The sequence below is a fragment of the Streptomyces nitrosporeus genome (assembly GCF_008704555.1).
Classification (GTDB): domain Bacteria; phylum Actinomycetota; class Actinomycetes; order Streptomycetales; family Streptomycetaceae; genus Streptomyces; species Streptomyces nitrosporeus.
This window is the reverse complement of record NZ_CP023702.1, coordinates 7,168,399-7,180,761: the sequence shown is the minus strand read 5'-3', so window position 1 is coordinate 7,180,761 and position 12,363 is coordinate 7,168,399. Positions and strand designations below refer to the sequence as shown.

10 protein-coding genes are annotated in these 12,363 nt (G+C 73.9%); 6 read left to right on the top strand and 4 right to left on the bottom strand.

Annotation, left to right across the window (positions count from 1 at the left end; all coding sequences use genetic code 11):
• Window positions 1–83: 83 nt before the first annotated feature.
• Both CP967_RS31985 and CP967_RS31980 read right to left on the bottom strand, forming a co-directional pair.
• On the bottom strand, window positions 84–1,808 hold the full coding sequence (locus CP967_RS31985; protein ID WP_150491304.1) for a BCCT family transporter: 1,725 nt from the start codon (window positions 1,806–1,808) through the stop codon (window positions 84–86).
• 127 nt (window positions 1,809–1,935) lie between these two features.
• Window positions 1,936–3,249 (bottom strand): geranylgeranyl reductase family protein, encoded by a 1,314-nt coding sequence (locus CP967_RS31980; protein WP_150491303.1) that lies wholly within the window; start codon window positions 3,247–3,249, stop codon window positions 1,936–1,938.
• Between the two features lie 327 nt (window positions 3,250–3,576).
• Between CP967_RS31980 and CP967_RS31975 the strand changes: the two genes are divergently transcribed.
• From CP967_RS31975 to CP967_RS31960, 4 genes are all read left to right on the top strand, one after another.
• On the top strand, window positions 3,577–3,975 hold the full coding sequence (locus tag CP967_RS31975; RefSeq protein ID WP_150491302.1) for a BlaI/MecI/CopY family transcriptional regulator: 399 nt from the start codon (window positions 3,577–3,579) through the stop codon (window positions 3,973–3,975).
• A gap of 4 nt (window positions 3,976–3,979) precedes the next feature.
• Window positions 3,980–4,909, top strand: a complete 930-nt coding sequence (locus tag CP967_RS31970) for a M56 family metallopeptidase (RefSeq protein WP_150491301.1) — start codon at window positions 3,980–3,982, stop codon at window positions 4,907–4,909.
• A gap of 354 nt (window positions 4,910–5,263) precedes the next feature.
• Entirely contained in the window at window positions 5,264–6,592 is a 1,329-nt protein-coding gene (locus CP967_RS31965; protein WP_150491300.1) for a hemolysin family protein, read from the top strand.
• Window positions 6,589–7,608 (top strand): hemolysin family protein, encoded by a 1,020-nt coding sequence (locus CP967_RS31960; RefSeq protein ID WP_150491299.1) that lies wholly within the window; start codon window positions 6,589–6,591, stop codon window positions 7,606–7,608. The genes CP967_RS31965 and CP967_RS31960 overlap by 4 nt, the downstream gene beginning before the upstream one ends.
• A gap of 168 nt (window positions 7,609–7,776) precedes the next feature.
• Here the strand turns inward: CP967_RS31960 and CP967_RS31955 are convergent, their stop codons facing one another.
• Entirely contained in the window at window positions 7,777–9,234 is a 1,458-nt protein-coding gene (locus CP967_RS31955) for an MFS transporter (RefSeq protein ID WP_150491298.1), read from the bottom strand.
• Between the two features lie 164 nt (window positions 9,235–9,398).
• Between CP967_RS31955 and CP967_RS31950 the strand changes: the two genes are divergently transcribed.
• Window positions 9,399–9,857 carry a MarR family winged helix-turn-helix transcriptional regulator gene (locus CP967_RS31950; protein WP_150491297.1) on the top strand — a complete coding sequence of 153 codons (459 nt, stop codon included), beginning with the start codon at window positions 9,399–9,401 and terminating at the stop codon, window positions 9,855–9,857.
• Window positions 9,858–9,906: 49 nt separating this feature from the next.
• Here CP967_RS31950 and CP967_RS31945 read toward each other — a convergent pair whose 3' ends face one another.
• Window positions 9,907–10,431: a MarR family winged helix-turn-helix transcriptional regulator gene (locus tag CP967_RS31945; protein ID WP_150491296.1), complete on the bottom strand. Its 525-nt coding sequence runs from the start codon at window positions 10,429–10,431 to the stop codon at window positions 9,907–9,909.
• 40 nt (window positions 10,432–10,471) lie between these two features.
• Here CP967_RS31945 and CP967_RS31940 point away from each other — a divergent pair, with 40 nt between their 5' ends.
• Window positions 10,472–11,404: a DMT family transporter gene (locus CP967_RS31940; protein WP_190175381.1), complete on the top strand. Its 933-nt coding sequence runs from the start codon at window positions 10,472–10,474 to the stop codon at window positions 11,402–11,404.
• Window positions 11,405–12,363: the final 959 nt, after the last annotated feature.

Genomic DNA, 12,363 nt, shown 5'->3' with positions numbered 1-12,363 from the left:
GCGGGCCGGGCCCGTTCCCGCCGCCGGCACGGCCGGGGCGGGCCCGGTCCGTACCGGTGCCTCCCGGGCCGCGGCCCGGGCGCCTACTCCGGCCCGTCCTCCTCGGTCCGGCCCTCCGCCCGGCTCCTGGCTGCCCGCCGCAGCCGGGGATGGGTGGTGAGGCGGGTGTGGTCGCCCTCGGAGACGGTCTCGCCGACCATCTTCCGGACGGCGTCGCGCAGGCCGTGGAGCGCCTGGCTGCGCGGCGGTCCCGCCGCCGGGTCCTCCCGGAGTTCGCGCACGGTGGCCCAGCACAGTCCGAGCATCACGACCACGAAGGGCAGGGCGACGAGGATGGTGGCGGACTGGAGGGAGTCGAGGCCGCCCGCGACGAGCAGGGCCGCCGCGACGGCGGCCATCAGGATGCCCCAGGTGACGTTGAGCCAGGAACGCGGGTGGAGGGCGCCGCGGCTGGTGAGGGATCCCATGACGAGGGAGGCGGAGTCGGCGCTGGTGATGAAGTACATCATGATCAGGATCATGGCGAACCAGGAGGTGACGGCGGAGACAGGCAGGGCGTCGAGCATGGCGAAGAGGGTCGCCTCGGTCCCCCGGGCGTTCTCCCGGGCCATGTCGACGGCTCCGGTCGCGTCGAGGCGGATACCGGTGCCGCCCAGGACGCAGAACCAGAGGGCGGAGGCGCCGGAGGGGATCAGCAGCACGGTGAGGAGGAACTCGCGGATGGTGCGGCCCCGGGAGATACGGGCGATGAAGGTGCCCACGAAGGGGGCCCAGGAGAGCCACCACGCCCAGTAGAAGATCGTCCAGTCGCCGAGCCACCGGCCGTCCGTGAACGCGCCGGTGCGGCTGGCCATCGGGATGAGCTGGTTCAGGTAGCCGCCCACGCTGGAGGGGATGGCGTCCAGGATGTAGACGGTGGGGCCCACCACGAAGACGAAGACCATCAGCACCGCGGCCATCACCAGGTTCACCGAGCTCAGCCACTTCACCCCGCCGTGGAGGCCGGTGAAGGCCGAGGCGACGAAGGCGGCCCCGAGCGCGACGATGATGACCAGCTGGAGCCCGGTGGTGTCGGCGACGCCCGCGGTCAGGTGCAGTCCGGTGGCGACCTGGAGGGCTCCGACGCCGAGGCTGGTCGCGGTCCCGAACACGGTGGCGAAGACCGCCAGCAGGTCGAGCAGGCGCCCCACGATCCCGTCGGCCGCCCGCTCCCCGATCAGCGGGACGAAGACGGCGCTCAGCCGGTTGCCGCGCCCCATGCGGAAGGTCGTGTAGGCGAGCGCGAGGCCGACGACCCCGTAGATGGCCCACGGGGTCAGCGTCCAGTGGAAGAAGGAGTACTCCAGGGCCGTGCCCGCCGCTCCGGGGGTCCTGGCCTCCACTCCGGTCGAGGGCGGTGGCGTCAGGTAGTGGGTGACCGGTTCGCCCACGCCGTAGAAGATGAGGCCGATGCCCATGCCCGCGGCGAACATCATCGACACCCAGGCGAAGTCGGTGAACTCCGGCTTCTCGTCGCTCGTGCGCCCGAGGCGGATGCGGCCGAAACGGCTGAAGGCGATGGCCACGCACATGACGAGGAAGACGTCGGCCGCCACGACGAACAGCCAGGCGAAGTTCTTCAGCACCCAGGGCAGAGCGCTGCCGGAGAAGCTCCGGAAGGACTCCTTCCCCAGGCTCGCCCACAGGACGACGGCGGCGATCCCGGCGACCCCGACGGCGACGACCGGGCCGTCCGGCCTGGAGGCGTCGCCGGCGTTCCCGGGGTCCGGTCCGCTCGGGGGCCGGTCGGCGGTCTCGGTGGTGCTCATAGCGTCCCACTATGGTCCACCTGACGGACATACCGTCAGATACCACGCGCTACGGGGTGTTGCCCCACCCCGCACGGCGAGGCGGGTCCGCCCCCGGCCGGGAGCGGACCCGCGGGCCGCAGGGTGCTCAGCGCGGACCGGTCCCCGCGCGCCGGCCCGGCAGGGGGACCATGCGCACCAGGCCGCTGACGACGGTGTCGGTCAGGTCGCCGGCGGGGGCGTCCGTACCGTGGGTGAGCAGGCGGGCGAGGGTGCGTACCAGGGCGGGTGAGGCCATGACGTGGCGGTTGAGCAGGGGCCGGTAGCCGAAGCGGGCGAACACGAGGCCGGCGGTGGTGTTGCCGAGCCGGTAGTAGCGCCCCCAGCGGCGCTCGATCTCGCGCGGGTAGCGCCGCAGGACCTGCTCACGTCCGGGGCCCGGCGCGCGGTGCAGGGCGAGGGCGATCGTCTCCGCGGCGGCCTCGCCCGCCTCCATGGCCTGTACGATCCCCTCGCCGCTCCAGGGGCTGACCATGCCCGCGCTGTCGCCGACCAGGAGCAGCCCCCGGTGGTACTGGGGCCTGCGGTTGAAGCCCATGGGGAGTGCGGCGCTGCGGAACGGGGAGTCGGCGTTCGCCTCCTGAAGGCCCCAGTGCCCGGGCAGCCGTTCCAGCCACCGGTCCATGGTGGCCCGGAGGTCGACCGCGCCGGGGCCGCGGTGCGGCAGGGCCCCCAGCCCGACGTTCACCCGCCCGTCGCCCAGCGGGAAGATCCACCCGTAGCCCGGCAGGTCCCGGCCGGTGCGCGGGCAGAGGAGGTCGGCCCAGAGTTCCAGGTAGGGGTCGTGGGTGCGGGCCTCGCTGCGGTAGTAGCGGCGGCCCGCGGTGGCGATCGGCATACGGGGGTCCCGTTCGAGCCCCATGGCCAGGGCCGTCCTGGCGGAGGCGCCGTCGGCCGCGACGACCAGGGGGGCGTGGAAGTCCTTCGGCCGCCGGTCGGCTCCCACCAGGGCGCTCACGCCGGTGATCCGGCCGGCTCGGTCGGTCAGGGGCCCCGTCGCCTTCGTTTGGGAGCACAGCCTCGCCCCGGCCGCCACGGCCCGGCGGACCAGGAGGTCGTCGAAGTCGTGCCTGCTGCGGGTGAGTCCGAAGTCGGGGGCGCTGCCCGAGCGCGGCCAGTCGATGTGCACCTGGCGTCCCTGGCACACCCACCGCATGCCCCTGGTGCGGGTCCAGCCCGGGGCGTCGATGTCGATGCCCATCCGCACCAGCTGCTGGACGCCGCGGGGGGTGAGGCCGTCGCCGCACACCTTGTCCCGGGGGAAGGCGCTCTTCTCCAGGAGCAGCACGTCCACCCCGGCCCGCGCCAGGAACAGCGCGGCGGCCGAGCCCGCGGGTCCCGCGCCCACCACGATGACCTGCGCCCGGTCGTCTCCGTTGCCGGCGTCCTCGGTTGACGGCACCTGCTGCCTCCTCGGGGTCTGTGATCGCTGAGGACGTCCGGTGTCCGGCGCTCCGTGCTCCGTTCCGCGGGCGCCGCACCGGGCTTCCGTACCGGGATGGGTACCCGCTCCCGGGCGCGGACAGCCCTGCGCGGCGGAGCTCCGGCCCGGGGCGCCGGCACGCCGGGGCGGCCTCCGGGGCGCCTGGGGGGAGCGCGCCGGGGCGGACGGCGCCGTACGGGCCGGGCCGTGGCTCCCCGGGAGCGGGCCGGCGGCCGCCCGGCGGGGACTCAGTACGATGGACCGCCGCGTGGCGAGACGCGGGCACGGCGGCGGGAGGGACCGGAAGTGACGGACGTGGACACCGGCGGCGGACAGCCGCGGCGGCGCGGTCAGGGAGAGCTGGAGGCGCAGGTCCTGGCCACGCTCTGCCGGGCCCCGGGTCCGGCGACGGCGGCCTGGGTGCAGGAGCGGCTGGACGGCCGGGTCGCCTACACCACGGTGATGACGATCCTGACGCGGCTCCAGGCGAAGGGGGCCGTGGAGCGGCGTCGGGAGGGCCGTTCGTTCCGGTGGACCCCGACGTCCGACGAGGCGGGCCTGGCGGCGCTGCGGATGCGCAGGGTGCTGGACGGCGAGAGCGACCGCGAGGCCGTGCTGGCGAGTTTCCTGACCGGTCTGACGCCGGGCGACGAGCGGTTGCTGCGGGACCTGCTGGCCCAGGCGGCCGACGAACCGGAAGCCTAGGGACATGGGTGTCTTCGTCTTCCTGCCCCTGGTGCTGCCGCTGAGCGCGTGGCCGGTGGCCCGGCTGGCGGCGCACCACCTCCATCCGCGCACCGCGACCCGGCTGCTGTCGGTGGTCGCCGCGGTCCTGGCGCTGTGCAGCACGCTCTGCCTCGCCCTGCTGGTGGTGGTCGGCACGGCCCAGCTGCCCGGCAACCCGCTGCCCGACGGGTGGTCGGATCCGGAGGTGCGGGAGGCACTGCCGTACGACGAGGTGGCGGGCAGCGCGGCGATACCGCTGCTGGGCGCGGTGGTCGCCTCGTGCGGCTGGACCGCGTGGCGTCACCGCCGGGTGCGGCGGGGCGCGGGGCGCGCGCTGGCGGGACTGCGGCGCACCCCGGTGGCGGTGCTGCCCGACGACGTGCCGTACGCCTACGCGCTGCCCGGCGGGCCGGGGCGGGTCGTCGTCTCGACGGCGCTGCTGGACTGCCTGGAGCCGGCGGAGCGCCGGGCGCTGTTCGCGCACGAGCGGTCCCATCTGGCCGGTTCCCATCACCGTTTCCTGCTCACCGCGCAGCTGGCGGCGCGGGCCAACCCGTTCCTGCGGCCGCTGCGTACGGCGGTGGCGTACACCGCCGAGCGGTGGGCCGACGAGGACGCGGCCGCGGCGGTCGGCAGCCGGCGGGTGGTGGCCCGGGCCATCGGCAAGGCCGCGCTGGTCTCGCGGGGCGCGCCCGCGGTGACGTTCGCCCACTTCGCGGCGCCGGGCCCGGTGCCGCGCCGGGTCGCGGCCCTGCTGGGACCGGCCCCGGCCGCGCGGGCGTGGCCGCCCGCCTTCACCGCCGCGGGGCTGGCCATGTGGGGGGCGGCGGCCGGCACGACGGTCTCCGCCCTGTCGTCGGCGAACGCGGCGGTCACCCTCTTCTTCGTACTGAAGGCGGCCACACCCCTGTAGCGCGTGCGGCGCGGCCGGCGGATTCCCCCGCGGCCCCGCCCGGACCGCTCCGCGGCCCTCACGGCCCCGCCCGGCTCCTCCGCGGCCCTCCCACGGCTCCCCGCGGTCCTTCATGGCCGAGGTCCGGCTCCGACGTGGGTACTTTACGGACCCTTTACCCTTGAGTCGGGACACTTTTTGTTCCGGGCCGGTGGTCCGGTCTGTTCCGGGCCCCGGGTCCGGTCCGTCCCGGACCTCTCGGTCCGCCCTGTCCACGAGCCAAGAAGGAGCAGCACCCGCAATGGGTGAATCCGGTAGTACCAGCCGTGCCACGGCCCGATCGCAGTCCGCACACCGCGGAACGGGGGTGGCACGGTGACGGAAGTACTTCTGCTGCTCGTCGCGCTCGCCCTCACCCTCGCGTGTGCGGTGTTCGTCGCGGCCGAGTTCTCGCTGACCACCATCGAGCGCGGCGAGCTGGAGCGTGCCGCCGAGTCCGGTGAGCGCGGAGCGGGAAGCGCGCTGGAGGCGGTCAAACGCCTGACCTTCCAGCTGTCCGGTGCCCAGCTGGGCATCACGGTCACCTCCCTGGTCATCGGCATGCTCGCCGAGCCCTCGCTGGCCGTGCTGCTGCGCGGTCCGCTGGAGGCCGCCGGCCTGCCCTCCGGGGCGGTGTCCACCGTCGCGACGCTGCTCGGGGTCACCGTGGCCACCGTGGTGCTGATGGTCGTCGGTGAGCTGGTCCCGAAGAACTGGGCGATCTCCAGCCCACTGGCCGTCGCCAAGGTCGTGGCCGGTCCGCAGCGCGCGTTCACCGCGTTCTTCGGTCCGCTGATCCGGCACCTGAACAACACCGCCAACCGGCTGGTGCGGCGTTTCGGCCTGGATCCGCAGGAGGAGCTGGCCTCGGCGCGCAGCCCGCAGGAGCTGGTGGCGCTCGCCCGGCACTCCGCGCTGGAGGGGGCCATGGAGCAGGACTCGGCGGAGCTGTTCGTCCGTACGCTGCACCTGGGCGAGCTGACCGCGGAGAACGTGATGACGCCCCGTGTCGACGTCCAGGCCCTGGAGGCCCACGCGACCGCGGCGGACGCCGCCAACCTCACCCTGGCCACGGGCCTGTCCCGTTTCCCGGTCTACCGGGACAGCCTGGACGAGGTCATCGGCACGGTGCACATCCGTGACGTCCTGGCGCTCGACGAGGCCGTCCGCGCGCGCACCCCGGTGACCGAGCTCGCCACCCCGCCGCTGCTGGTGCCGGACTCCCTCCCGGTGGACCGCATGCTGCAGCGGCTGCGGCAGAGCAGGACGATGGCCGTGGTCATCGACGAGTACGGCGGTACGGCGGGTGTCGCCACGGTGGAGGACGTCGTGGAGGAGGTCGTCGGCGAGGTACGCGACGAGCACGACCCGCACGAGCGGCCCGACCTGATGCGGCTGGAGCTGTCGGCGGACGGCCGGACGGTGTGGGAGGCCGACGGAAGCGTCCGGCTGGACCAGCTGGAGGAGATCGGCCTCACCGCGCCCGACGGCCCGTACGAGACGCTGGCCGGGCTGCTCGCGGCGCGGCTGGAGCGCATCCCGCGCCTGACCGACCGCGTCGAGGCGGACGGCTGGCAGTTCGCCGTGCTGCACGTCGCGCACCACCGGGCCGACCGCGTCCGGATCACCGCCCCCGCCCCGAAGATCGCCGAGGAGGTCCGATGACCGCCGTCCAGTTGCTGATCGGCGCGCTGACGCTGCTGACCAACGCCTTCTTCGTCGGCGCGGAGTTCGCCCTGATCTCCGTACGCCGCAGCCAGATCGAGCCGGCCGCGCTCAAGGGCAACGCCCGCGCCAGGTCCACCCTGTGGGGTCTGGAGCACCTGTCCGCGGTGATGGCCACCGCCCAGCTCGGCATCACGATCTCCTCGCTGGTGCTGGGCGCCGTCGCGGAGCCGGCGATCGCGCATCTGCTGGAGCCGCCGTTCCACGCCGTCGGTGTCCCGGAGGGGCTGATCCACCCGATCGCGTTCGTGATCGCGCTGACGGCCGCGACGTATCTGCACATGCTCATCGGCGAGATGGTGCCGAAGAACATCGCGCTGGCCGCCCCGGCGCCGACCGCGCTGCTGCTGGGCCCGCCGCTGGTGGCGCTCACCCGCGCCATGCGTCCGGTCATCTTCGGCATCAACGCCTTCGCCAACGCCCTCCTCAGGCTCCTGAAGGTGGAGCCGAAGAGCGAGGTCGCCGCCGTCTTCACGGACGACGAGCTCGTCCGCCTGGTCAAGGACTCCAGCGACGCCGGTCTGCTGGACCCGGCGGACGGCGAGCGGCTGCGGGACGCGCTGGAGCTGGGCACCCGGCCGGTCGGGGAGGTGATGGTGCCGCTCGGCAGGACGGTGACCGTCGGCCACGACATCACTCCGGCGCGCCTGGAGCGCACGGCGGCGGCCAGCGGGTTCTCGCGGCTGCCGGTGACGGGCCCGGGAGGGGCGATCCTGGGGTACCTGCACATCAAGGACGCGCTCGGTACGGAGCGGCGGCACGAGCCCTTCCCGTCGGCCGCGCTCCATCCGGTGATCCGGGTGGAGATCGACACGCCGCTGGACGACACGATGACCGCCATGCGCGCCGGGGACACCCACCTGGCCGCGGTCACGGGGGAGAAGGGCACGGTGATCGGGTTCGTGACGATGGAGGACGTGCTGGGCGAGCTGGTCGGCCCGTCCGCCACCGTCTGACCGGACCGGCGGAGGACATGTCCGCCACCGTCCGACGGGTCCGTGGACGACGTGTCCGCCACCGTCCGAGGGGCCCGTGGACGACCGCGCCCCCGGCGGCACCGAGGTGCTGCCGGGGGCGCGTGCCGTACGGGGCCGTCCCGGAGGGGCGGCCACCCGGAGGCCGGGTCAGGCCTTCGCCGCGGCCGGCTCCGGGGCCGTGGGGGCTGCCGCCTCCACCGCCTCGTCCCGGGCCGCGCGCGCGGCCGGGATGAGGGCGGCGATCAACGCGGCCACCAGGGCGACACCGGCGCCGACGACCAGACCGGCACGGAAGCCGCTCTCCGAGGTGAGGCTGAAACCGCCCGCGGAGACGGTCATCTGGGAGAGGACCACACCGATCACCGCGGCGCCGATCGACGTGCCCAGGGAGCGCATCAGCGTGTTGAAGCCGTTGGCGGCCGCCGTCTCGTTGAGCGGCACGGAACTCATGATCAGGGCGGGCATCGCCCCGTAGGCGAGGCCGACACCGCCGTTGATGACCATGATGACCAGCATCAGGCCCCAGGCGGAGCCCATCAGGACCAGCGAGAGGCCGTATCCGGCCGCGATGACGAGCGTTCCGCAGATCAGGGTGAACTTCGGGCCCCGGGCGTCGGTGAGCTTCCCGCCGAGCGGTGAGATGACCATCATCATGATGCCGCCGGGGGCCATCCACAGACCGGCCGCGAGCATCGACTGGCCCAGGCCGTAGCCGGTGGCCTCGGGGAACTGCAGCAGCTGGGGGATGATCAGCATGCTGGCGTACATGCCGAAGCCGACGAAGAGGGACGCCGCGTTGGTGAACAGGACGCGCGGGCGTGCCGTGGTGCGCAGGTCGACCAGCGGGTCGCGGGTGCGGGTCTCCCAGAAGCCCCAGGCCAGCAGGGCCACGACGGCGAGGGCGAACAGGCCGAGGGTCGTCGCCGAACCCCAGCCCCACTCCGCGCCCTTGGAGACCGCGAGCAGCAGGCTGACCAGCCCGATGCCGAGCCCGACCGCGCCCGGGTAGTCGAAGCGCTGGCCCTTGGCGCCCGGCGGGACGTCCGGGATCAGGAACCAGATCAACGCGGCGATGCCGACGGCGAGCACGGCGGAACCCCAGAAGAGGACGCGCCAGCTGGTGTACTGGGCGACCGCCGCGGAGATCGGCAGGCCGAGGCCGCCGCCGATGCCCATGGAGGCGCTGACCAGCGCGATGGAGGAGCTGAGCTTCTCCGCGGGGACCACGTCGCGCAGCAGGGCGATGCCGAGCGGGACCATGCCCATGCCCATGCCCTGGAGGCCGCGCCCGACGATCATCGGGACGACGGAGGAGGAGAGCGCGCAGACCACCGAGCCCACGATCAGCGGCACGGAACACGCCAGCAGCATGCGGCGCTTGCCCAGCAGGTCGCCGAGCCGTCCGGTGACGGGCACGCAGACGCCGGCCACGAGCAGGGTGACCGTGATCACCCAGGCGCTGTTCGCGGACGAGGTGTGCAGGATCTTCGGGAGATCCTGGATCAGAGGCGTCACCAGGGTCTGCATGATTGCCGCCGTGGTGCCCGCGAACGCCAGGGTGGCGACCACGCCGCCCGAGCGGGCGGAGGGCTGGGGTACTTCCATAAGAGGATTCCTCGCAAATCTGTCGGATGCGCTGTGCATCGTACACACCAAATGTATCGAGCATGTTATGTGTGCGATGCACGTTGCCATGAGAGACTGGAGGCCACCGGCAGGCGCGGGTCGCGTTCCGCCGGACCGGCTGTGAAGCAGGAGGCACCAGGGGCATGGGCAGGCCGTCGACGTACGAGGTCGAGTACGAGCAGATGCTCCTGAGCCGTTACGGCCTCCAGCAGCACCGCGCGGGACACGGCGGCGGCAGAAGGCTGGAGCGCAGCGCCTATGTCCTGCTCAGCCGGCTCCGCGTCCAGGGCCCCATGTCGATCGGTGAACTGAGCGACGCCCTGGGACTCGACGCCTCCACCCTCAACCGGCAGACCGCCGCGGTGGTCCGGGCCCGTCAGGCCGAGCGCATCCCCGATCCGGCCGGGGGCATGGCCCGGAAGTTCCGGATCACCGAGGAGGGCTCCCGCCTGCTGGACGAGGAGCGCGAACGCACCGCCGAGACCCTGGAGCGGGTGATGGCCGAATGGCCCGAGCAGGACGTCGCCGCCTTCGCGGGCTACCTCAAGCGGTTCAACGCGGGCATCGAGCGCCTCAGCGGCCGGCCCTGGCCGCGCCCCTGAGGCCGTAGCGCCGCCCGGCCCCCCGTCACGCGCACCGGCCGCCCGCGGGTCACCCGCCGCCGGAAGGGCGTGGATGCTCGACGCGGAAGAGCCAGGCCGTGAGCAGGGGTTCGAGGGCTTCGGCCTCGGAGGGCGTCAGCAGGTCCAGCAGGCGCCGTTCGTTGCGCATGTGGTCGGTGAACGCCTGGTCGATCAGCTGCCGTCCGGGACCGGTGAGGGCGACGATCCGGCCGCGCCGGTCGTCGTCGGAACGGCGGCGGGTGACGAGTCCGGCCCGCTCCAGACGGTCGACCCTCTTCGTCATCGCGCCGGTGGTGACCATGGTGTGCGCGGCAAGGTCACCCGGCGCCCGTTCGTAGGGCGCGCCCGCACGGCGCAGTGCGCACAGGACGTCGAACTCCCCCTCGCTGAGGCCGTAGCGGTCGTACACGCGGGAGAGTTCCTCGGTGAGCCGGGCAGCCAGGCGATGCAGCCGGCCGATCACTCCCTGAGGGGAGACGTCGACGTCAGGCCGCTGGTGACGCCAGTCGGCCTGGATACGGGCTACGCGGTCCAACGGCTGCCGTTCCTCCATGCGCACATAATAACTTCCAGGGAAGCTACTATTCGCTTCCATGGAAGCAAACGTGCGGTGGGTGCTGCTGACCGCGATCGCGCCGGTGGCCTGGGGGGCCAACTACTTCGTCACACGCGAGTTCCTCCCCGCCGACCACCCGCTGTACGGAGCCGTTCTGCGGGCCCTGCCCGCGGGCCTTCTCCTGCTGGCCCTGCGCAGGCGGCTGCCACGCGGTGCGTGGTGGTGGAGGTCGGCGGTGCTCGGCCTGCTCAACATGAGCGTGTTCTTCGTCCTCGTCTACGTCGCTTCCCAGCTGCTGCCGACGAGCCTGGCGTCAACCGTCATGGCGCTGTCCCCGATGGCGATGACGCTCATGGCCTGGGGCCTGGTGTCCGAGCGCCCGCGGTCCGCCCATCTGGCGGGGGCCGTGACCGGGCTCGCCGGGGTGGGTCTCATGGTGCTCACCGGCTCGGAGGAGATGCACGCGAAGGGGCTCCTCGTCTCGGTCGCGGCCATGCTCGTATCGTCCTTCGGTCACATCCTGGCCAAACGGTGGAGCACCGGCGCCGACGTGCTCACCTCGACCGCCTGGCAGCTCACCGCGGGGGGACTGCTCCTGCTGCCCGTCGCCGTGGCCGTGGAGGGCGCTCCCCCCGCGTTCTCCCCACCGGCGCTCCTCGGCTTCTCCTACACCGCTCTGGTCGCCACCTCCCTGGCCTTCGTCGTCTGGTTCGCAGGCCTGCGGCGCCTGCCCGCGGGCACCGTAGGCATGATCGGGCTGCTCAACCCCGTCACCGGTGTGCTGCTCGGTACCCTGCTCGCCGCCGAGATGCTGACCGTCCAGCAGGTGGGCGGACTGGTGCTGGTCCTGACCGGAGTCGTCCTCGGACGGCCCGTCCGTGCGAAACGGCCCGGCGGCACCCGGTCACCTGCCCTCTCCGCCCCGGGCGGAGGCCACCCGGGAGAGCCTTCCGCCCGCGATCCCCTGTGAGCCGGCGGGGCAGCAGCCGTCGGTTCGCCTCCGGCCCGGAGCGGCGTTTGTACGCCGACGGTGCGATTCCGGTCCGACGCCGCGCCGGCGTGCGCAGATCGGCGGCGGTGCCGAGCCCGCTACGGCGCGCGACCGCCTCGGACCGGGACTCGCCTCGCCCGGTCAGCCGGGCCGGAGCGCCGGCGTCACCGGCGTCCGCGCAGCCGGCCGAACAGACGGCGGGCCTGGGCACGCTTACGCGGGTCGGCCGCGGCACGCCGGGCCGACGCGATCGTCCGCCGGCCCTGGGGGCTGCGGGTGAATTGAGTGAGGCGGGTGATCAGTCCGGACATAGCTCCTCCTCGGGACGGTGTACCGTCCGCCTACCCCGCCGGGGCGCGAGGATGTCCAGGCCGTCACCGCCCCGCGTCCCGCGTTCCGGGAGCCGGAACGGCCTTCCGTCACAGCGGCTCCACGCCGGGGCTGCCGGCGGGCCGGGACCGGCCGCGCCCACCACGGCTCCTGCCTGGCCGCCCCTCCCCCGCCCGGTCCGTCACCGTCGCCCCTCCCCCGCTCCCCCTGCTCGCTCCCGCCTCTCCCCGCTGCCCCGCCCCGACCCTCCGGTATGCCCCGGGCCGGCGCTCGGGGGTTCCGTACGCGTACAGGTACGGACGGAGCTGCCGGGAAGCCTGCGGCGGTGGGCAGGCCGGTGGACCCCACCGGACGGCACGGCCCGCCGGGGCTCCCGCTGCGCGCCGTGCCCGGCGCGCTCGCCCGCCGGCCGGCGTGGACGTCCTCCTGGACCGGCCGCCCCGCTGCGGCCCGGAGCGCGGACCCGGGGCAGCGCCCGCACGGGCCGCCGTGAGCGGTACGCGGGAGCCTCACGGGTGGAACCGCGGCACCGCCTTCCGGCGTCGTCAGGCCAGTCGTCCGCCGCCGGGCGAGGCGCCGGGCACCCGCTCCACCGGGTGCGCCGCCCG

Coding starts and splice junctions, on each gene's coding strand:
- CP967_RS31985 (WP_150491304.1), bottom strand. CDS start 1,808: ATGAGCACCACCGAGACCGCCGACCGGCCCCCGAGCGGACCGGACCCC.
- CP967_RS31970 (WP_150491301.1), top strand. CDS start 3,980: ATGGGTGTCTTCGTCTTCCTGCCCCTGGTGCTGCCGCTGAGCGCGTGG.
- CP967_RS31960 (WP_150491299.1), top strand. CDS start 6,589: ATGACCGCCGTCCAGTTGCTGATCGGCGCGCTGACGCTGCTGACCAAC.
- CP967_RS31955 (WP_150491298.1), bottom strand. CDS start 9,234: ATGGAAGTACCCCAGCCCTCCGCCCGCTCGGGCGGCGTGGTCGCCACC.
- CP967_RS31950 (WP_150491297.1), top strand. CDS start 9,399: ATGGGCAGGCCGTCGACGTACGAGGTCGAGTACGAGCAGATGCTCCTG.
- CP967_RS31945 (WP_150491296.1), bottom strand. CDS start 10,431: ATGGAGGAACGGCAGCCGTTGGACCGCGTAGCCCGTATCCAGGCCGAC.
- CP967_RS31940 (WP_190175381.1), top strand. CDS start 10,472: ATGGAAGCAAACGTGCGGTGGGTGCTGCTGACCGCGATCGCGCCGGTG.